This window comes from Deinococcus sp. QL22, from assembly GCF_023370075.1.
Taxonomy (GTDB): domain Bacteria; phylum Deinococcota; class Deinococci; order Deinococcales; family Deinococcaceae; genus Deinococcus.
Genome location: NZ_CP097149.1, coordinates 1,232,636 through 1,250,947 on the forward strand (window position 1 = coordinate 1,232,636; position 18,312 = coordinate 1,250,947).

Annotated in this window: 22 protein-coding genes; 11 read left to right on the top strand and 11 right to left on the bottom strand. The window is 65.2% G+C overall.

What is annotated here, in order from left to right:
• Positions 1-111 precede the first annotated feature (111 nt).
• Complete coding sequence (locus M1R55_RS05970) at positions 112-696, bottom strand: TetR/AcrR family transcriptional regulator (RefSeq protein ID WP_249393780.1); 585 nt, start codon at positions 694-696, stop codon at positions 112-114.
• Between the two features lie 116 nt (positions 697-812).
• Between M1R55_RS05970 and M1R55_RS05975 the strand changes: the two genes are divergently transcribed.
• On the top strand, positions 813-1,007 hold the full coding sequence (locus M1R55_RS05975) for a hypothetical protein (protein ID WP_249393781.1): 195 nt from the start codon (positions 813-815) through the stop codon (positions 1,005-1,007).
• Positions 1,008-1,090: 83 nt separating this feature from the next.
• Here the strand turns inward: M1R55_RS05975 and M1R55_RS05980 are convergent, their stop codons facing one another.
• The 6 genes from M1R55_RS05980 to M1R55_RS06005 form a co-directional block, all read right to left on the bottom strand.
• Positions 1,091-1,603, bottom strand: a complete 513-nt coding sequence (locus tag M1R55_RS05980) for a hypothetical protein (protein ID WP_249393782.1) — start codon at positions 1,601-1,603, stop codon at positions 1,091-1,093.
• Positions 1,591-2,766 (bottom strand): DUF1501 domain-containing protein, encoded by a 1,176-nt coding sequence (locus M1R55_RS05985; RefSeq protein WP_249393783.1) that lies wholly within the window; start codon positions 2,764-2,766, stop codon positions 1,591-1,593. Before M1R55_RS05985 ends, M1R55_RS05980 begins: the two co-directional genes overlap by 13 nt.
• 64 nt (positions 2,767-2,830) lie before the next feature.
• On the bottom strand, positions 2,831-4,111 hold the full coding sequence (locus M1R55_RS05990; RefSeq protein ID WP_249393784.1) for a DUF1800 family protein: 1,281 nt from the start codon (positions 4,109-4,111) through the stop codon (positions 2,831-2,833).
• 52 nt (positions 4,112-4,163) lie between these two features.
• A complete protein-coding gene (locus tag M1R55_RS05995; RefSeq protein ID WP_249393785.1) occupies positions 4,164-4,964 on the bottom strand; it encodes a transcriptional regulator in 801 nt (266 codons plus the stop codon).
• Positions 4,958-5,320: a hypothetical protein gene (locus M1R55_RS06000; protein WP_249393786.1), complete on the bottom strand. Its 363-nt coding sequence runs from the start codon at positions 5,318-5,320 to the stop codon at positions 4,958-4,960. Before M1R55_RS06000 ends, M1R55_RS05995 begins: the two co-directional genes overlap by 7 nt.
• Positions 5,317-5,904 (bottom strand): RNA polymerase sigma factor, encoded by a 588-nt coding sequence (locus tag M1R55_RS06005; protein WP_249393787.1) that lies wholly within the window; start codon positions 5,902-5,904, stop codon positions 5,317-5,319. The genes M1R55_RS06000 and M1R55_RS06005 overlap by 4 nt, the downstream gene beginning before the upstream one ends.
• A gap of 164 nt (positions 5,905-6,068) precedes the next feature.
• Here M1R55_RS06005 and M1R55_RS06010 point away from each other — a divergent pair, with 164 nt between their 5' ends.
• From M1R55_RS06010 to M1R55_RS06045, 8 genes are all read left to right on the top strand, one after another.
• Positions 6,069-6,800, top strand: coding sequence for a metal-dependent transcriptional regulator (locus M1R55_RS06010; protein WP_249393788.1), 732 nt, complete (start codon positions 6,069-6,071; stop codon positions 6,798-6,800).
• Positions 6,797-7,540: an adenosylcobinamide-GDP ribazoletransferase gene (locus tag M1R55_RS06015; protein WP_249393789.1), complete on the top strand. Its 744-nt coding sequence runs from the start codon at positions 6,797-6,799 to the stop codon at positions 7,538-7,540. The genes M1R55_RS06010 and M1R55_RS06015 overlap by 4 nt, the downstream gene beginning before the upstream one ends.
• Positions 7,537-8,163, top strand: a complete 627-nt coding sequence (locus M1R55_RS06020; protein WP_249393790.1) for a histidine phosphatase family protein — start codon at positions 7,537-7,539, stop codon at positions 8,161-8,163. The genes M1R55_RS06015 and M1R55_RS06020 overlap by 4 nt, the downstream gene beginning before the upstream one ends.
• Before the next feature lie 9 nt (positions 8,164-8,172).
• Positions 8,173-8,973 (top strand): SDR family oxidoreductase, encoded by an 801-nt coding sequence (locus M1R55_RS06025; RefSeq protein WP_249393791.1) that lies wholly within the window; start codon positions 8,173-8,175, stop codon positions 8,971-8,973.
• Complete coding sequence (gene cobU, locus M1R55_RS06030) at positions 8,970-9,482, top strand: bifunctional adenosylcobinamide kinase/adenosylcobinamide-phosphate guanylyltransferase (RefSeq protein ID WP_249393792.1); 513 nt, start codon at positions 8,970-8,972, stop codon at positions 9,480-9,482. Before M1R55_RS06025 ends, cobU begins: the two co-directional genes overlap by 4 nt.
• Positions 9,483-9,623: 141 nt before the next feature.
• Entirely contained in the window at positions 9,624-10,736 is a 1,113-nt protein-coding gene (gene cobT, locus M1R55_RS06035) for a nicotinate-nucleotide--dimethylbenzimidazole phosphoribosyltransferase (RefSeq protein ID WP_249393793.1), read from the top strand.
• Between the two features lie 293 nt (positions 10,737-11,029).
• A complete protein-coding gene (locus M1R55_RS06040; RefSeq protein WP_249393794.1) occupies positions 11,030-11,281 on the top strand; it encodes a hypothetical protein in 252 nt (83 codons plus the stop codon).
• A complete protein-coding gene (locus M1R55_RS06045) occupies positions 11,278-11,940 on the top strand; it encodes a phosphoribosylanthranilate isomerase (RefSeq protein ID WP_249393795.1) in 663 nt (220 codons plus the stop codon). Before M1R55_RS06040 ends, M1R55_RS06045 begins: the two co-directional genes overlap by 4 nt.
• Positions 11,941-12,112: 172 nt before the next feature.
• Here the strand turns inward: M1R55_RS06045 and M1R55_RS06050 are convergent, their stop codons facing one another.
• On the bottom strand, positions 12,113-13,000 hold the full coding sequence (locus M1R55_RS06050) for a metalloenzyme domain protein (RefSeq protein WP_249393796.1): 888 nt from the start codon (positions 12,998-13,000) through the stop codon (positions 12,113-12,115).
• 178 nt (positions 13,001-13,178) lie between these two features.
• Here M1R55_RS06050 and M1R55_RS06055 point away from each other — a divergent pair, with 178 nt between their 5' ends.
• Entirely contained in the window at positions 13,179-14,114 is a 936-nt protein-coding gene (locus tag M1R55_RS06055; protein ID WP_249393797.1) for a biotin--[acetyl-CoA-carboxylase] ligase, read from the top strand.
• A gap of 62 nt (positions 14,115-14,176) precedes the next feature.
• Positions 14,177-14,767, top strand: coding sequence for a biotin transporter BioY (locus M1R55_RS06060; RefSeq protein WP_249393798.1), 591 nt, complete (start codon positions 14,177-14,179; stop codon positions 14,765-14,767).
• A 257-nt stretch (positions 14,768-15,024) separates the two neighbouring features.
• Here the strand turns inward: M1R55_RS06060 and recA are convergent, their stop codons facing one another.
• From recA to M1R55_RS06075, 3 genes are all read right to left on the bottom strand, one after another.
• On the bottom strand, positions 15,025-16,107 hold the full coding sequence (gene recA / locus M1R55_RS06065; protein ID WP_249393799.1) for a recombinase RecA: 1,083 nt from the start codon (positions 16,105-16,107) through the stop codon (positions 15,025-15,027).
• A gap of 66 nt (positions 16,108-16,173) precedes the next feature.
• Positions 16,174-16,893: an RNA 2',3'-cyclic phosphodiesterase gene (thpR, locus tag M1R55_RS06070; protein ID WP_249393800.1), complete on the bottom strand. Its 720-nt coding sequence runs from the start codon at positions 16,891-16,893 to the stop codon at positions 16,174-16,176.
• Positions 16,890-18,146, bottom strand: a complete 1,257-nt coding sequence (locus M1R55_RS06075; protein WP_249393801.1) for a CinA family nicotinamide mononucleotide deamidase-related protein — start codon at positions 18,144-18,146, stop codon at positions 16,890-16,892. Before M1R55_RS06075 ends, thpR begins: the two co-directional genes overlap by 4 nt.
• Positions 18,147-18,312 lie beyond the last annotated feature (166 nt).

Here is an 18,312-nt window from a genome sequence, read left to right on the forward strand (position 1 = left end):
AAACTGGGATGACTGGACAGTTAACGAGTGCCGACTCACTTACATGCAGAGTTTACGGGAAAGGTGGTCAAAAGGTTCCCACCTCACCCTCCGCAGGAGTGGCCCAGCGGGTCACGGCTCCAGCCCCGGCCACAGCACATCCATCACGCCGCGCACCAGCCGCCCGCTGTCCATTGGCGGGCGGTGGGGGTCGGGCATCAGGTGTTCGAGATGCAAGTACTGCGTCAGCGCGCCCATCCACAGCAGCGCCGTCACATCGGCATCTACCGGGCGAATGCGTCCCAGCGCCACTTCTGCCCGCAAGTAAGAGGCCACCGCCTGCGTATCCTCGCGCATCGGGTTGTCGAGTTTCATCAGCATCGGGTTGGCCTGACCGCGAGAAAACATGAGCATCAGGTTGGGCAACAGGCGGGCGGCAGCCTCCAGAAGTTCCAGCGCGGCGCGTTCCAGATTGCGCCGCACATCGCCGCAGCCGACCTGTGCATTCAGATGTTCTCGCCATTGGGGAGCTTCCCGCAGCCCCACCACTTCCTCAAAAATGTCCTCCTTACTGGGAAATCGTTTAAAGAGCGTGCCTTCAGAAATCCCGGCACGCCGCGCAATTTCGGCAGTTGTCGCCGAAAAACCATGTTCTAGAAACACTTCACGGGCCGCCGCCGTGATTTGTTCGTCGCTGATAATGCGGGGGCGGGCCATAAGTGAGTGTTTACTCGCTAATAGGCAGACCTGACCGTAGGGAGAATGACAATTGCGGCAAAGGCCTTGAGCGGGCGCACACCTAGCACGGGTAAAACGGGTCTAGACTGTGGGGCATGACACAACCCAGCGGCAAGGCGCACTCTGGCGAATCCCAGCAGGGCGAGGCTGTTATCAGTGAGGTGTTGATCAGCGGCGTAGATACCGGCCCCGCCGATGCCGAGCGCGAAAACCGGACGCCCACCGAGGATCACGCCCGCTTTCAACCGTTGGCGCACCCGGCACAGGAACCGGAGGATGAGGACGGGTAAGAGGCTGTAGGACAGCAGAGCGTGGAACGTGGATCGTGGGAACAGCCAAACCACGATCTACGATCCACGCTCTAATACTTGCGCTATTTCCTCTCTGCTTTCCTCGGCGCTTCTTTCCCCGGCCCAAACTGCTCCATTCCGCCCGCCGCCTGAAACCCGGCCTGCACGGTCTCTAGCGGCTCTGTCGGCGTGCTGGCCGCGTCTCCCGGCAACGTTTTGGCCCAGACTTCCAGCGCGTCGGGGTAGGTGTCGCCGTCGGCATCGGCACCCGATTCCAGCAAGATGGCTAGGATTTCGGGGAATTTTGCTTTGCCCCCCGCCTCGGCGTTGGCCTTGAATGTGGCGCGAATCGCCTCGCCAAAGGGGTTCCAGGGTGCGCCGCCCGACTCCTTCACATGGCAATAGCTGCACGACATCACGCGGCGATCCAGGGCCGCCAAACCGCTGCCATCATCCAAATGAAACTGGGCAATAGCCTGTAAGCGGTATTTGGGCAGGGCCAGTGCGGCGGGAGTCGCCAGGACAAGGAAGGTGAGAATGCCGCCCAGAACGTGCTTCTCCTGCACCTTCAGGCCAGGTTTCTTTACGCCAGCCACTGCGGCCCCGTGAAGTCTCCGCCCAAAATGTCGCGGGCATTCAAGCCCAGCCACTTGATCAGTGCGCCCGCGTACACGCCCCGGAAATCCTGCTTGTATTTGATGTCGCCCAGCGAGAGGTCTTCCAGATCGGGACTGTCGCCGTGAATGCCGCCCTTGACGCCCTTGCCCAGCGCAAACATCACACTCCCCTGCCCGTGATCGGTTCCAGCAGAGTCGTTTTCGGCCACGCGCCGCCCAAACTCCGAAAAGCCCATGACCACCACACGCTCAGCCACGCCCTGCCGCTCCAGATCGGTCTGGAAGGCGGCGAGGCCCGCTGCTAGAGTTGCCAGCAATTCATCTTGCTCGCCGCGCTGACCCGCGTGGGTATCGAAGCCGCCTAAACTGACATACAGAATGCGCTGACCCGTGCCAGACGCGATCAGGCGGGCCACATCCTTCAGTTGGGTGGCAAATTTGCCTTCCGGGTAGGTGGCCCCGGCCCTGTATTTGCCCACATTGGCCTGCACTTTCTGGGTATTGCTCATCATCTGGCGGGTGGCCCGCGCCAGATAGTCGGCCTCGCCGCCTCGGGGTGCGTCCAGCATGGCCCCGAACGCTCCCTCCAGTCCGGCGGGCAGCTTGACCTGAAAATTGTCTACGGCGTCAATGCTGGGCAGACTGAACTCGGCGGCGCGGAGGGCCTGCGGCGTGCTGCTGCCAATATTGCTGGCACAGAAGGGGTCGCCGATCTGTTCGGCAATGCGCCCGATCCAGCCATCCGAGTGCGCCTGCGTGGGGTCGGCGGTGTGCCAGATCGCCATACTGGCAAAGTGCGAGCGGTTGGGATTCGGGTAGCCGATGTTTTCCATCCAGGCCAGTTGGCCCGCGTCCCAGAGGCCCATCAGCGGTTTCAGGCTAGGGTGCATTCCGAGGTCGGGGCCGAGGGTCAGCACGTCTTTTTTGGGGATGGCGATAGTGGGCCGGGCCGCGTAGTACGCGCCGTTACTGTAGGGAATCAGGGTGTTCAGGCCGTCGTTGCCGCCCGTGAGCTGAATGACCACGAGGGTCTTCTGACCGGTGGCTTGCGTAGCCGCCCGCGCCAAGAAACCGGGCATGCCGCTGGTGGCGGCGACGGCAAGGGCCGAATATTTAAGAAAATCGCGGCGGTGTAGGGGCATGGGGGAAACCTCTGTGAGTGGAACTGAGATGGAAGGTAGCCCGGAGGGACGGAGGGGTTAGCTTTTAGGCAAGTTGAAATTCCGGGCTGATCAGCATCAAATAAGTGCGCTGTTTAGCGCTCAGGCCCTTCAAGGCCGCCGCTGTTGCTGCACGCTCTGTTCCAAGTAGGGCCAACGGTGTGGGCGGCATGTCCAGCTTGGGGGCGCTCCCGCCGAGGCTCAGGGCGGCGGCCAGTTGCATCCGCCCCAGCAGGGTGGTGTCGTTGATCCATTCGCGGCCCCCGTCCCAGCCCTTCACGGTGTCGGGTTGCAGCAGCAATTGGCCCATTCGTCCGGCGGTCTGAACCAGATTCAGCAGTTGCTTGGGTTCCATTTTCGGGCTCCCAAAGCTGCGGAGGGCAGCGGCGATGAACTCCACCGGGCTACGAATTAAGCTGGCGCGGCTGGCATAAAAAGCCTCGCTGGACAGCAGTTCTTCCAGCACGGCGCGGATGTTGCCGCCCGTGCGGGCAAAGGTTTCGGCGCTGCCTTGTACGGCAGCCTCTGCGGGTGCATCGGCGACAAAGGCGCGGTGCAGCTTGCGGGCCACAAAAAGGGCGGTGGCCGGATGCCCCGCCGCCAGCCCGATCACGTCTTCACCCGTCAGATTGCCCGTTTTGCCGAGGTACGTTTTGCGGCCCCCGTCGTGCTGCTTGGGGTTGAACACAAATTTGGGCGTTTCCAGATACTTCTGGTTGCCGCGCCCGCCCACAAACGTCCAGCCACTCAGCGCCCGCGCCCCTTCCCGCACGTCCTCTTCCGAATAGTTTGGTTGAGTTGGGGAGCCGATTCCAGTGGTGAACAGTTCTAACACTTCCCGGCTGAAATTCTCGTTGGGCTTGCCGTTGCGGTTCTGATCGTTGTCGAGGTAACGCAGCATGGCGGGCGTGCGGGCTATGTCCAGCGCGAGGGCCGAGAAACTGGGCGTGGCCGCGTGCCGCCGCAGCAGCGACAGGTATTCGGTCAGTGCAGGCACGTTTTTCACCTTGTCGGTGCCCACCACAAAATGGTTGCTCCACAGCAGCGTCAGGCGTTCGCGCAGGGGGTGAGGGCCGTACAGCATCTCGAACAGCCAGCGGGCGCGAATCAGTTGCAGGCCCGCGCCGGGGGTGGCCGCCTGCATGGGGTCGAAGGGATTGCCGGGGGCCACAGCGCCGTCAAAACTGAGCAGGTCGCGGGCCACCGTGCGGGCGTCACTTCCCACCAGCGCCCGAATCTGGGCATCGGTGGCCCCGAACGCGGTGCGCCTCAGCAGGTGCGCGGCGTCTTCGGCGGTCAGCGGGCGGGAATACGGGGCAAGGGTCATGAAGGTGGCTCCTGAAGGTGAAGGGCGGTGAGAAGGGCAACACGGACGGTTCTTATCTGTTGGAGTCAACCGGAGCGGCAAAAGTTCCCAGCCCCGCCTCATCTACCTGCCGCACGTTCGCCAGTGCCGTTTTCAACGCGGATTCGGGCAGGTTGCCGACCAGCCACACAAAGCGCACGCCGCCCGCTCCCGCCACGCGCACCGAGGCCACGCCCACCGCTGGGCGCACATTGCGTGGAGCCACGATCAGGGCCAGCACATTCACGCCGTCCGACAACGTGATTTCGGTGCCGCCCTGACCCTCGGCACGGGCTCTGGCAGCGACGGGCGTAAAGCCAGCAGGCAGGCGCAGGCCCGGCAAGGCGGCTTTCAGAACCGCGCCGAGGCCGATGCCAGAAGAGAGTGGCTGCACAGGGACGCGGGCCAACGCCCCATTCACCTTCACGAACGCGGCGCGGCGGGCCAGCGTGCCGTCTGGCATGCGTTCCTCGAAGGCCAACGGCACCTTCCACGCCTGGTCTATCCACAGACTCCAGCGGGCCGCCACACCCCGTCTGGGCATCAGGTCAAAGCGCGTGCTGGGGCGGCCTGCAACGGCCTCCGAGTCGCCCCGCGTGACCGTAAAATTGCGGGCCAACAGCGCGGGACGGAACGGGACGGCGGGCAGGGCGTTCGCGGTGCGCGTGGGTGTGGTTCGGGGCGGAAAAAAGACGCTGACTTCCACCTGCCCGCGTGCCGTCCACTGGCGGGCTTTTTTGAGGGCGGCGGACAGATCGTGGGCGGCAGAGGTGGAGTCGGTAGCGTGGGCAGAACTCAGGAGCAGCAGGCCCAGCGCTGGAAGGAGCTTTACCATCCTTCCCCCAACGCATCCTGATACACGGCGTAAGCGGCACTGGCGGGCAGATCAGCGGACATCAGCGCGGGCCGCAACACGCTGACTCCAGCGATGACGGCGGCTGAGGCGAGGGCGGCGGCAATCCATTTCGTGGGTTTAGCGCGTGTGGGCCAAAGCGGACGCGCAGCAGTGGCAACCGGCTGAGCCTGGAGCGACCTTGCTTCGGCCAGCCTCGTGCGGTGGCCTGCCAAAAACCGCTCCGCCGCCCCCGCGTCAGCCTCGTTCGGCTCTCTGACCGCCGCAAAGAGCGCGTCCAGTTCGGCGTCGCTGGCTTCCATTCCTGACTCAAACATGTCCGGCTCAAACTGACTCATGGGGTGACTCCTGTTCTGGTGAGCAGCACGCGCAACGCGGCCCGCGCCCGATTGATTCGGCTCTTCACGGTGCCCAGTTCCGCGCCCGTAATTTCGGCAATTTCGGCGTAGTCCAGTCCCGACAGTTCGCGCAGGGCCAACGCCTCGCGCTGATCGGGCGGCAGCGTGTGCATGGCGCGGGCCAAGCGTTCGCGTAAGTCAGTATTTTCTCCCGACAACACCAGATCGTGCGGCGCGGCGGGTTCGGCTACCGATTCCAGCGGCACAGGCTGGCTGGCCTTCAGCGCCCGCGTGCAGGCATTCAGGGCGATTCGGTGCAGCCAGGTGGAGAAGGCGGCCTCTGCCCGGAAGTTGTTCAGGCCGCCGTGAACCGCGATAAACACGTCCTGCACCACGTCGTCTGCCGCGCCGGGGCCGACCATGCTGGCGGCGAGGCGATGAATGCGCGGCGCGTGGCGCGTGACTAGCACCTCGAACGCCCCCTCGCTGCGCGGCCCCGGCTGCCGGAAGGCCTGCACCAGCGCCTCGTCTGTCCAGTCAGACTGGGGCCACGTATGTAGGTCAGCAGAGTCATTCAAAGTCACCTCATAGGTTAGAGGCGGGAGGCGGGGGAAAAGTTCCGCACTGCGTTATGGGGTGTGCGATATGGGGAAAGCGGATCGTGGATCGGAGGACGTGGAAACAGCCAAACCACGATCCACCCTGCACCTTCCACCCCAATCCCCCCTTCCGCCGTTACCATAGGGCCATGACCGCCCGCACGCTCTCTCCCTCTGCCGAGGATTACGTCAAACAGCTGTACGCCCTTGGCCTGAGCGGGCAAAAAGGCGGCGGCAAAGTCAGTACGCAGGCGTTGGCCGACGCGCTGGGCGTGGCTCCGGCCAGCGTAACCGGAATGCTCCGCAAGCTCAGCGAGCAGGGGTTGGTGTCTCACGCGCCGTATCAGGGCGCACGCCTGACCGCCGAGGGCGAGCGGGTGGCGCTGGAAGTGCTGCGGCATCACCGCCTGCTGGAACTGTTTTTGCACCGGGCGCTGGGCGTGCCACTGGACGAGGTACACGAGGAAGCCGAGCGGCTGGAACACGCCCTGAGCGAGCGCCTAGAGGCCCGCATTGCCGCGTGGCTGGGCGACCCCACCCACGACCCGCACGGCGACCCGATTCCCACGCTGGCGGGCGAGGTGCCTGCACGGGCCGAGCGGCGGCTGTCCCAGCTGGCGGTGGGCGACGGCGGCATGGTGGCCCGCGTGCCAGACGGCGACGCCGAGCAGTTGCGGGCACTGGTGGCGGCGGGCCTGACCCCCGGCGCGGCCCTGCGCGTGCGGGTGGTAGACGCCGCGCTGGGAACGCTGACTGTTGAGATTGGCCCCACAGCAGATCATGTCCTGACGCTGGCCCTCGCCGTAGCGGCACAGGTTCACGTTCATGCTGGCACCAGTTATGCCGGAACCAGTCTTGCCTCAGAAAAGGCCACCGCTTGAAGACGGTTTTAGGGCAACACCTTCGGCAGCAACTGGCCGCCGCCCACCTCGCCCTGACTTTCCTGACCACGCTGCCGCTGCCGCATGTGCAGAAGGTGGAAGATGGCGATTTTGCGCGGGCCAGTGCCTATTACCCGCTGGCCGGGTACGCGGTGGGCGGCGTGGTGGCGCTGACGCTGTGGCTGCCCCTGCCGCTGCCAGACGGCGTGCGGGCGGCGCTGGCGGTGGGCGCGTGGCTGCTCGTGACCGGAATGCTGCACTTTGACGGTCTGGTGGACAGCGCCGACGCCCTGTTCGCCATGAAAAGCCCGGAACGCCGTCTGGAAATCATCCATGACGTGCATGTGGGCGCGTTCGGGCTGGCGACCGGGGCACTGAGCCTGCTGACACTGTGGAGCCTGCTGGCCTCGGATATTCCGGCCTATGCAGTGGTGGTGGCAGCGGTGGCAGCGCGGCTGGTGCTGCTGGCCCCCATGAACCTGTTTCCGGCGGCGCGGCAGGAATCGCTGGGCGCACGCTCACGCGAGGGACGCTGGGGGCTGGCGTTGCTGCTGGCCGTGCCCGCGCTGCTGCTGCCGGGAGCGGGCTTGGCCTTTTTAGCGGCCCTGATCGCGGCGCTGCTGGTGGCCCGGTTCGCGTCGGGGCGCTTGGGCGGCGGCATCAGCGGCGACATCTACGGCATGATTGTGGTGGTGGCCGAACTGGTGGCGCTGGGCGCGTTTGCGTGGGGGAAGGGTTGAGCCAAACTTCTCTGCCACTGACCCTGTACCTGATCCGGCACGCGCCCACGCTGCCCAACGCCCAGCGGCGGTATCCGCACAGCGGCGAGGACGCCTCCCTATCGGATGCGGGGCGGATATTGGCGGCAGGATTGGCGGGCACACTTCCAGCCTCGCCACTCGCTTATCTGTTGGCTTATACCTCTCCGGCGCGGCGGGCACGCGAAACGGCGGCGCTGGCAGGGTTTCCGCACGCACAGGCTGCGCCGGCCCTGCAAGAAGCCCGTTTTGGCGTGATGGCAGGCCACACCTGGGCCGAACTGGAAGACGAATATGGTGTTGCCCCACGGGAATGGATAGACGCCCTCTCCGACCCTGGTTCGGACTCTGGGCCACCGGGCGGCGAAACGGGGCGCACCTTCCATGCCCGCCTTCAGAAGTGGTTAGACGCCCTGCCACACGCGGGAACCGTGGTGGCCTTCACCCATGCTGGCCCGCTGCTGGCCCTGCTGCGCCTGACTGTGGGTTTGCGGGCTGCTGAAATTGCGCCGGGGGGCAGGGCGGTGCTGCACCGGGCCGCCGCACATCCCACTTCAGCGGGCGGGGACTGGTGGCTCTCGCATCTGGCCCCGCCCACTGGCTAAGCTGAGAAAGTGAATTCCACACAAACTCTACAGGCCCCCTTCTTGGTCACAGGTGGTACGGGGCAATTGGGCCGCCCCCTCGTGGCCGAACTGTTGCGGCATGGGGCCGAGGTGCGGGTGCTGACGCGCCGTATACCCGCTGCCGCGCCCCCTGCGGGCCTGACCTACGTCGCGGGCGACCTCACAACCGGTGAAGGCTTGACCGGAGCTTTGCGCGGCGTGGGCACCGTGATTCATGCTGCCCACGACCCCACCGACCCCATGCGGGACGTCACCGCCACCCGCAATCTGCTGCAAGCCTGCCGCGATACCGCAACCCCGCCCCCTGCGGTGCTGTACGTGTCTATCGTGGGCGCGGCTCAGGCCACTGCTTTTGGCTATTACGCGGGCAAAGTGCGCGGTGAAGCACTGGTACAGAGCAGCGGCCTCCCTTACCTGATCTTCCAGGCCACCCAGTTTCAGGAATTTGTGGCCGAAATATTGACCGGATTGACGCGCTGGCCGCTGGTGCCGCTGCTGCCGGGTCAATTGCAACCTGTGGCTGTCGCGGATGTAGGCGCTGTGCTGGCCGACCACGCCCTGCACGGCACACGCGGCGAAGCGGTCTTGGCCGGGCCAGAGATCATCACCCTGCACGAGCTGACCCGGACGTGGCTGGCCGCTCACCACCAGCACAAGCTGTTGCTGCCACTGCCCTTCGCGCCCCCTCACCCCTTTTTGCAGGCGGTGAGACGCGGCGTTCTCACGGCACCGCAGGCGGCTTACCAGGGGCGCAGTTGGGCCGACTTCCTGCGCGAATCCATCCTATGACCCTTATATTTGTCACAGGCGGCGCACGCAGCGGCAAAAGCAGTTTTGCAGAGAAGATCGCGCAGGAGCGGGCAGAAAGCAGCGTGACTTACCTCGCCACTGCACAGGCTTTCGACACCGAGATGGAAGACCGTATTGCCCGCCACCGCACAGACCGCCCCGCCGAGTGGCACACCGTAGAGGAGCCGCTGGACGTGCTGGTCGCCCTGCAAGCCGCGCCCACGCCCACCGTGCTGCTGGACTGCCTGAGTTTGTGGGTCAGCAATCTGCTGCTGTCGGGTCTGGATGAAGAGGTGATTCTGGCGCGTACCGACGCCGTACTCCACGCTCAGACCGTGCGCGGCGGCCTGCTGATCGCCGTGACCAACGAAGTCGGCAGCGGCATCGTGCCCGACAATGCGTTGGCCCGCAGCTACCGCGACATTCTGGGCCGGGTCAACCAGCGTTTTGCCGCCGCGTCAGCCGAAGCGTATCTGCTGGCAAGCGGGCTGCCGCTGCAGCTGAAGTAGAAAAGGCGCACTTGTCCTCCCCTCTCCTACGGAGCTTTTGAAGTCAAGGGGGGCATTGCGCCAGCAACGGAGGGGGTTCACCTTCCAAGCCAGATTTAAGCTTAAGCCACACCTTCCCCTGCCCTACCCTAAGCTCCCACTATGCCCACTCCTTCCCTGCCCACCGAACTTGCCGCCCTGATTGCCGCCGTGCAGCCTGCCCACGCCGGGGCGGTGGCCGCTGCCCGCACGCGCCAAGCCCAACTGACCAAACCGCACGGGGCGCTGGGCGATCTGGAAGAGGTGAGTGTGCGGCTGGCGGGCGTGTTCGGGTCAGACCGACCCCATCCACGCGGCGTGGCGGTGCTGGTGGCGGCGGCAGATCACGGCGTCGCGGCAGGCCCGCACCCCGTCAGCGCCTACCCGCCCGAAGTCACGCCCGCCATGGTCGCCAACTTTTTGGCCGACACCCCCGCCGGACTGGGCGGAGCCGCTGTGAACGCGATTGCGCGCAGTGTGGGAGCGCGGGTGTACGTGATGGATGCGGGCGTGAATGCCGACCTGCCGCAGCACCCGGCGTTGGTGAGAGCAGCGGACTTGGGGGGACTGGGGCGTCGCGGTACATCCGACCTGAGAACCGGGCCTGCCATGAGCCGGGATGAAGCAGTGGCCCTGATTCTGGCAGGCGCGGCACTGGCCCGCCAAGCTGTGCAGGACGGCGCAGACCTGATCGTGCCCGGAGAAATGGGCATCGGCAACACCACGCCTGCTGCGGCCCTGACTGCCCGGATGCTGGGGCAGGACGCTGTCGCCGTAACCGGACGGGGCACGGGCGTAGACGACGCCACGCTGGAGCGCAAAGTGGCCGCCGTGCGGGAGGCGTTGGCACGCGGCGGCAGCACTCTTGCAGACCCATTGGGCGTGCTGGCCGATCTGGGCGGCTTCGAGATCGCGGCGATGCTGGGCATGATGCTTCAGTCGGTGGCGCTGGGTAAGGTCGTCATTCTGGACGGGTTTGTAGAAGGCAGCGCGGCCCTGCTGGCTGTGGCGCTGGCCCCCGCCCTGGCCGACTTCCTGTTTGCCGCCGGAGAATGCGCCGAAATCGGGCACGCGGCGCAACTGGCGCACCTGAATCTGAAACCGATGTTCCGTCTAGGCCTGCGCCTGGGCGAGGGCACGGGGGGCGTGCTGGCCGCGCCTATGTTGCTGGCAGCGGCGGCCACCCTGCGGGAAATGCAGACCTTTGCCGAGGCTGGGGTTCCGGGTGGGGCGTGAGGGCGCCTCAGGGTCGAGGGTCTGAGGGTCTAAGAAGGGCAATCGCTGACGCTCATTTACCCCTCCCCGCATCCCCTCAAGGGTCACGAGGCTCACGGCCCCCTATTCCGGCCCTTGTTCTGTTGCCCTCGCCCCTGTGGGACTCGCAGAGCTGCGCAGCAGAGAGGGGCGCTGCATGAGCAGTGGGGTGAGGGGGAGAGTCGGACGCATTCCTGCCCCAGCACCTTAAAGATCCTCGACCCTTAGACGCTCCTCGCCCAAACGTTTGCCCCGCTATCCCGCAAAATGGCTCTATGTCCGACCACGAACTGAACTTTGCCCGCGAAATCCTAGGCTCGCGCAATTACCGCGACGTGCCCGACGATGAAGTGCTGGCACAGGCCGAGCGGCTCCTGGGCGACTGGATGTCGGGTGAGGCCCGCATGGAACGGCCAAAGCTGTATGACCATTACGCCCTGCTGCTGCTGGCCCTGATCCGCCGCACCCGGAGTTTGGAAGACCGGGTGGCAATTCTGGAAGCCCAACAGGGCCAGCAGGACGAATGACCGCCCCGACTGCACCCCGTATCCGCGTGAAAGTCTGCGGCACCACGTCTGTTACCGACGCCGTACAGGCCGCTGAGGCTGGGGCCGATGCCCTTGGGTTCATCTTCGCGCCGATCAGCAAACGGCTGGTATCGGCAGAAGTGGCGCGGGCCGCCAGCCTGAGCGTGGGGCCAGTCGTGGCGCGTGTCGGCGTGTTTTTGGATCAGGGGTTAGACGAGGTACTCAGAACGGCAGAGCGGGCGCGGATGAGTGCCGTGCAGCTTCACGGCGATTTGTCAAGCCTTTACGTGAGCGAGGTGGCCCGCTATCATCCCGTTCTGCGTGTGTTGCGCCCCGCCGATTTGCTGGCAGGTGCAGACGCGCTAGAAGCCGCGAAAGAGGTTGCGGAAGTCCCCGGCGTGACCCTGATGCTGGACGCCCCGGAACCGGGCGGTGGCGTGCCGCTGGACTGGGAAGCCCTGCGCCCGATCTTTCCGGCAGGGGCCTGGCTGGCGGGTGGATTGGGGCCGCAGAACGTGGCTGCCGCGATCCGGGCACTGAACCCGGTGGGAGTGGACGCCGTGAGCCGCCTAGAGAGTTCTGCGGGTGTGAAAAATCATGATTTGGTGTGGTCTTTCGTTGTGGCCGCACGTTCTGGCTCCTCTGCTGACGGAGCATAGTTATCCACAGGCATGCGTTTCACTGTGGATAACTTTCGGACTTTTCAGAGACCTTTCGGAAACCCGCTTGCAGGCCGTCCCACACAGTCAAAATCCCCTCTTTGCAGGGGGTGTTTCACAGGTCTATCCATAGGTTGTCCACAAGGCCTGTGGATAAAATTGTGGATAACTTTCAGTCTCTCGTGTGGTCAATGTCAGATTTTGCCGTCTGCGGCGGTAAGCCAAACCAGTGGGCAAGGGCCTGTCCAGCTTCCACCACATTGCTCGCGTTTGGCAGGCTCAGACCTGATGCCGCGAAGGGCACGCGGGCCAGCGTATGGGCCTTGACGGTCAAGTTTTCGGCGTTCCCATGATCGGAGGTGAGCAGCACCTGTGCCCCGGCCTGCAAGGCTCCGGCCAGCAACGCGTCTACCCGCACAAGGTACGCCCGCGCCGCCGCTGCCACCGCCGGACGGGTGGGCAGGCTCCCCAGATGGCCCAGTGGGTCGCTGAACCAGAGGTCTGCCACCAACAAATCATGGGTTTGGGCGCTGGTTGCCAGGCTCTCGCCCAGGCGAGAAACCTCGTCCAGTGGGCGCACGGGCTGCCAAGGTTCGGTGTAACTGAGGCCCAGTGTGGCAGGCACAGGCGGCACGCCGGGCGGGTTCAGTGGGCTTCCGGCGGCCAGAAACGAGAACGGAAAACAGCCCATACGGGGTCGCCGCGCCTGCGCTTCAAAGTAGGGCGGTGGGTAATGGTTGGCGAGGGCCACCCTTGCGCCTGCCTGTGCCAGCCGCACCGGAAGCGCCGATTCACGCAGAAGGCGCTGCAAGGTCGGCCCCGGATGCGGCCCAAAATGCTCGCCCATCACGCGCACGGCGTCCTGCCCGGTCAGCCAGCACGCCTGCCCTGTCCCCGATTGCGGCAGTCCCAGCACGCCCAAGGTGGTATCGAGCGCCTGCCCGGCGTCGATCAGGGGCCGCAGCGCAGGCAACGGCTGATCCCAGATGGAATCCGGCCCCACTGCGTCTAGAGGATGGCCCACGCCGTCCAGGGCGAGCCAGAGGAGGGCAGAGGGCATGGAGGAAGTGTAGAGGGATTGTGGAGGGTGGATTGTAGAAGGTGAGAAAACAGCGAGAGGCTGAGTTGACCTCTTCACGCACCTCAGGCTGTCTCTCCTCAGCCCGCCACCGCCTTACCACACCGACACTGAACCGGGTTCATTGCCTTCGTTCAGCATTTAGTCTAAAACTCTGAACGTGCCTGACCGTCTGTTGCCGCTGCTCTCCGACCTTCCTCAATCTGGGGAGGCGTTGGGGGCGCGGCTGGGCGTGGGGCGCGTCACCGTGAATACGCTGGCGCGGCGGCTGGAAGCAGACGGCGTGCCCGTGGTCATTTCTCGCGAGGGGTACGCCCTGGCGGCGGGCACGCCTGCGCCGATGCTGGTGGCCCCGCTGCTGGCCACCCACACCTTCGGGCAGGCCCTGCGCTACGCCGGAACTGTCACCAGCACACAGGATGTGGCCCGCGCCTGGGCCGATGACGCCGCTGCACCAGCCGCACACGGCGCAGTCGTGGTGGCCGAACGGCAGAGCGCAGGCCGGGGCAGGCGTGGCCGGGCCTGGGACACCACGCACGGTACGCTGGTTTTTAGTGTGCTGCTGCATGGCCTGACCTTGCCCGAACTGGCACTGATTCCGTTGGCAGCGGGCGTGGCGGTGCAGGCGGCGTCCCGAATAGGTGGTCTGAAATGGCCCAACGACCTTTTGGCTGCCGATGGCCGCAAACTGGCAGGCATTCTGCTGGAGGCCGATCTACGGGGCGAAGAAGTCCGGCGGGCCGTGCTGGGCATCGGAATCAACGTGTCTGCCGCGCCAGGCGGGGCCGCTTTTCTGACCGAATGGCGGCCCGACCTGACCCGCGACCGCCTGTTGGCCGACCTGTTGGCCGCGCTGGAGCATTGGCTGGCGCAACCGCTCGCGCAGATTTTGACGGCTTGGCGGCAGACCAGTGTGACGCTGGGGCGGCCCGTGCAGGTGCAGACGCCGCGTGGCCCGGTAGCAGGCACGGCGCTGGATATAGATGCGCAGGGGAGCCTGTTGGTGCAGGTGTCTGGCGGCGAGGTCGTGACCATCAGCGCGGGCGACGTGCAGTTGGTTGGGCAACTGGCCTCCCCTGCCCCCGCACCCGGTTAAGATTCATCTACACCCCAATTCAGCCTCTCTCGGATTCATCAGACAGATTCACAGGAGTTCTTATGACGCACGTTGCACCCGGTTATCCCACCTTGGCCCAGACCCTCGCCCCCCACCACAGCCTGATTCGCAATGTCTTGTTGGTCGTGGGTGGCGCGGCGGTGGTGGCCCTCGCCGCCCAGGTCGAAATTCCCATGCAGCCCGTCCCCCTGACTCTGCAAACCCTCGCGGTGTTGCTGGTGGGCGCGGTGCTGGGCAGCAAGCGCGGCGCGGCGGCACTGGCCCTCTACATGGCCGCCGGAGCCGCTGGCCTGCCCATCCTGAGCGGTGGCGGGGCAGGACTGGCTAAGGTCATGGGGCCGACGGGCGGCTACCTGCTGGGCTTCATCCTGGCTGCCGGGTTGGTGGGATGGCTGGCCGAGCGCTACGCCCTGGATCGCAAATTTGCAGGCACGGCGTTGGCGATGCTGGTGGGCAACGTTGTGATTTACATTCCCGGCCTGCTGTGGCTGGGCAACGTGCTGAACGTATCGGCGACCAAGGCCCTTGAATACGGTCTGACGCCCTTCCTGATCGGAGACGGCATCAAGCTGCTGCTGGCCGCGTTGCTGCTGCCTGCGGCTTGGGCCTTTGCGGGGCGCAAAGAGGGCTAAAACTAAGCGTTGGGCCATCAGTTTCAGCCCATGCAACCACCACCAAAAAGCCCCCGCTTGTGCATTGCAGGCGGGGGCGTCTCGCGCTAGGTTGTCGATGCCTTCCGTTGTGGGGAGTGCCCCAGCGCGAGCATGGGTACAGCTTAGGTGGCGGCCCCCCGCCCGCGCATCCGTCAAAAGGCGGAGAGGGTACGTGATACAGCGGCGAAAAGCGCCCCCACCCAGGGTGGGCAGAGGCGCGGGCTAAAAGTTCGAAATTACTCGGCTACGGCAGCGACAGTCGCCACCGTCGGCGCACTGACGCCACCGTTCTTGATGGCGGCCATCACGCGGGCGCGGATTTCTTCTTCCATTTCGGGGCGCTCGGAGATGTAGGCGATGGCTTTTTCCTTGCCCTGCCCGATGCGCTCCTCGCCGTAGGAATAGAAGCTGCCCGCCTTCTTGATGATGTCCATGTCGGCAGCGAGGCCCACCAGATCGGCCACCTGGTCAAAGCCCTTGCCGTACACGAGGGCCAATTCCACTTCCTTGAAGGGCGCAGCGACCTTGTTCTTCACGGTCTTGATCTTGACCGTGTTGGCCACGGCGTCGTTGCCGACCTTGATGGGCTGGCCAATCTTACGCACGTCCAGGCGCACCGAGGAATAGAACTTCAGGGCGCGGCCCCCGGTGGTGGTTTCGGGGTTGCCGTACATCACGCCGATCTTTTCGCGAACCTGGTTGATGAAAATGGCGGCGGTTCCGGTCTTGCTCAGAATCGCGGTTAGTTTGCGGAGAGCCTGCGACATCAGGCGGGCCTGCAAACCGGGCAGGCTGTCGCCCATGTCGCCCTCAATTTCGGCGCGGGGCGTCAGGGCGGCCACGGAATCCACGACGACCACGTCAATGGCGCCGCTGCGAACCAGCAGTTCCATGATTTCCAGCGCCTGCTCGCCGTTGTCGGGCTGAGACACCAGCAGTTCGTCGGTGTTCACGCCCAGCGCACGGGCGTACACGGGGTCAAGCGCGTGCTCGGCGTCGATGAAGGCGCAGGTGCCGCCCGCTTTCTGGGCCTGAGCAAGGATGCTGAGGGCCAGCGTGGTCTTGCCGCCCGACTCGGGGCCGTAGATTTCGGTCACGCGGCCACGGGGAATCCCGCCCACGCCGAGCGCCAGGTCAAGGCTCAGGCTGCCCGTGCTGATGGTCTGGATGTCCAGCTTGGTTTCCGCGCCCAGCTTCATGATGCTGCCCTTGCCAAACGTTTTCTCGATCTGGGTCATGGCATTTTCGATGGCCTTGGCGCGCTCTTTGGCGTCGTTGGGGAGGTGCAAAACGGTGTCTTTATTGCTGTCCTTGCTCATGGTGTACTCCTTGGGAGCTGCGTCTGATAAGGGCGCGGGCGGAAGGGCGGTATTTAACGGATGGGATCAGAATTCGGCGGATTGATCGGGTGCGTCCGGCAGGGGCGGCTCTGTTTCTGCCGCGCCAGCACGGAAGCGGAAGGTGCTTTCTGTCTGGTACAGCGGCCCGGTCTTACGGAGAATCGAGCGTGCCAAGACTGCGCTGCTCGCCTGCCAGCCGAGATCGAAGGTTTTGGGCGGCACACGCGGAGCCGGGCCTTTCTTGCGGGCCAGCGTGATGTGCGCCTTGAAGGGTTGCTCGTCGGTGGCGAGGCCCAGCGCAGCAATGCCTTCGCGCAGTTGCGCGGCCAGTTCTGCCAGCCCCTCGGCTTCCACTTTTACGAACCACACGCGGGGGCTGCCCTCATTGGGAAAGTAGCCTGTGCCGCGCAACCGCACGTCCAGCGTGGGCACATTCAGCGTCAGGTCGGCCCCCAACTTGCGCAGGTCGCCCAGGCGTTCGGGCGGCACTGCAGGCAGATACGCCAGCGTGACGTGCATCTGGTCGGCCCGCACCGCCCGCCAGTTGCCCTTCAGGAGGGCCTGCGTTTCGGCCAGCGGGGTAGAAATCTCGCGGGGCAGAGTGAGCGCATAGAACAGGCGCAGGCTGGGTTCGGGCGCAGGAGTCTCTATGCGTGCAGGACTGTCTGGACGGGGTTGGTTCTTATTCTGGGATTGCGGTTTCTGAGATTGCGGCTTGACGGCTGCGGAAGCTTGCGGCCCCCGCTTGGGAGCAGGCCGGGTCATGCCTGTACCTCGTCACGGGTTTGCAGACTGCGGAGGGCCAACGCCAGCGCCGCCATTGCTGCCCGTTCGCGCACCTGGGGGGCGTCGCCAGGCCAGTTCAGGTGAGCTGTTTTTTGCAGTTCACCCGTGTCCAGCGCAATGTAAGTTTGTCCGGCCAGTGCGCCTGCCGTGGCTGTGACCACCGCCAAGCCCACCGCCGCCCCCAGATACTCACGCGCACCGGCAGCCAGTTCGCGGGCCGCCTGCTCACTGACCACGCCGTATGCATTCAGCGTGACCGGAGTCAGACCCAGCGTAATCAGGCGGGCATGGTCTACGGTCACGGCAGCGTCCAAGAAGTTGGGGGCATCGGCCAAAGCTGCACAGACCGTGCCGCCACTGCCTGCCTCTATGACGCCGAGGGTGCGGGTTCCTAATGCCCTGGTGAGCACCGAGGCCAAGGTGTCGCCGTCCTCGCCCCAAGTCCAGCGGGCCAGGAGGCCGCGTACCTGTTCCAGCACGGGAGCAGCCAACGCTTCAGCTTCCTGCGGGGTGGGCGCACTGGCCGCCACACGTACATCCACACCCGTTTTGCGGGCGTAGGTGGCGACGCTGGGGTTGGCCTGCCGGGTCAGCGCCCCCAACAGTTCCGCCACGTTACTTTCCCCGATGCCCTGCGTGTGCAGCGTTACGGCATGGAAGGCGCGGGCGGGCAAGGGCAGACGCGGCAAGACTTGCTCGCGCCACATGCGGTGCATCTCGAAGGGTGGGCCGGGGAGGGCGACGATCAGTTTGCCCGTACTCGCTCCGCTCGGAGAGTCGGGGGCGGCCCCGACCCCCACGGGCAGCACCCGGACAAACCAGCCGGGAGCCGTTCCCACCGGATTTGCCAACGCTTCCGCGCTGGGAATCAGCCACGCCTGCTTGCGGTTCACTTCGGGCATAGCGCGGCCCCGGCTTTCGTACAGGCCGCGCAGGTGCGCCATCTGCTCTGGATCTTCGGTGGGAGTCTCGCCCAGCGCGGCGGCAATAGCCTCGCGGGTCAGGTCGTCGTCGGTGGGGCCGAGGCCGCCGCCCAGAATCACCAGATCGGCCCGCGACAACGCCAACGTAATGGCGTCCGTCACGCGGCCAAGGTTGTCTCCCAACACAGTTTTGCGGTGCAAAGTGACCCCCCTTTCCGCCAGTTCGCGGGCCAGGAACGCGGCATTGCTGTCGACGATTTCGCCCAGCAACAGCTCTGTTCCGACACTGATAATTTCTGCTAGCAGCATAACCACCTCACGCAAGTATAGGTCAAAACGAAACGAGATGCCAGTGCTGCCACCTGCAATGAGGGAGCAAGGGTAGACGGAATGGGGGGGAAACAAGGACTCACCCGACGAGTGTAGGCCGGGGCAGGTTGCTGGTGCCTGTGCTGTGGGTTCAGGCGAGCAAGGA

Bases quoted from the DNA above. Each gene is read 5' to 3' on its own strand.
- M1R55_RS05975 (WP_249393781.1), top strand. From the start codon at position 813: ATGACACAACCCAGCGGCAAGGCGCACTCTGGCGAATCCCAGCAGGGC.
- M1R55_RS06000 (WP_249393786.1), bottom strand. From the start codon at position 5,320: ATGAGTCAGTTTGAGCCGGACATGTTTGAGTCAGGAATGGAAGCCAGC.
- thpR (WP_249393800.1), bottom strand. From the start codon at position 16,893: ATGACCCGGCCTGCTCCCAAGCGGGGGCCGCAAGCTTCCGCAGCCGTC.
- M1R55_RS05990 (WP_249393784.1), bottom strand. From the start codon at position 4,111: ATGACCCTTGCCCCGTATTCCCGCCCGCTGACCGCCGAAGACGCCGCG.
- M1R55_RS06040 (WP_249393794.1), top strand. From the start codon at position 11,030: ATGTCCGACCACGAACTGAACTTTGCCCGCGAAATCCTAGGCTCGCGC.
- M1R55_RS06010 (WP_249393788.1), top strand. From the start codon at position 6,069: ATGACCGCCCGCACGCTCTCTCCCTCTGCCGAGGATTACGTCAAACAG.
- M1R55_RS06045 (WP_249393795.1), top strand. From the start codon at position 11,278: ATGACCGCCCCGACTGCACCCCGTATCCGCGTGAAAGTCTGCGGCACC.
- cobT (WP_249393793.1), top strand. From the start codon at position 9,624: ATGCCCACTCCTTCCCTGCCCACCGAACTTGCCGCCCTGATTGCCGCC.
- M1R55_RS06075 (WP_249393801.1), bottom strand. From the start codon at position 18,146: ATGCTGCTAGCAGAAATTATCAGTGTCGGAACAGAGCTGTTGCTGGGC.
- M1R55_RS05970 (WP_249393780.1), bottom strand. From the start codon at position 696: ATGGCCCGCCCCCGCATTATCAGCGACGAACAAATCACGGCGGCGGCC.
- M1R55_RS05995 (WP_249393785.1), bottom strand. From the start codon at position 4,964: ATGGTAAAGCTCCTTCCAGCGCTGGGCCTGCTGCTCCTGAGTTCTGCC.
- M1R55_RS06060 (WP_249393798.1), top strand. From the start codon at position 14,177: ATGACGCACGTTGCACCCGGTTATCCCACCTTGGCCCAGACCCTCGCC.
- recA (WP_249393799.1), bottom strand. From the start codon at position 16,107: ATGAGCAAGGACAGCAATAAAGACACCGTTTTGCACCTCCCCAACGAC.
- M1R55_RS06050 (WP_249393796.1), bottom strand. From the start codon at position 13,000: ATGCCCTCTGCCCTCCTCTGGCTCGCCCTGGACGGCGTGGGCCATCCT.
- M1R55_RS05985 (WP_249393783.1), bottom strand. From the start codon at position 2,766: ATGCCCCTACACCGCCGCGATTTTCTTAAATATTCGGCCCTTGCCGTC.
- cobU (WP_249393792.1), top strand. From the start codon at position 8,970: ATGACCCTTATATTTGTCACAGGCGGCGCACGCAGCGGCAAAAGCAGT.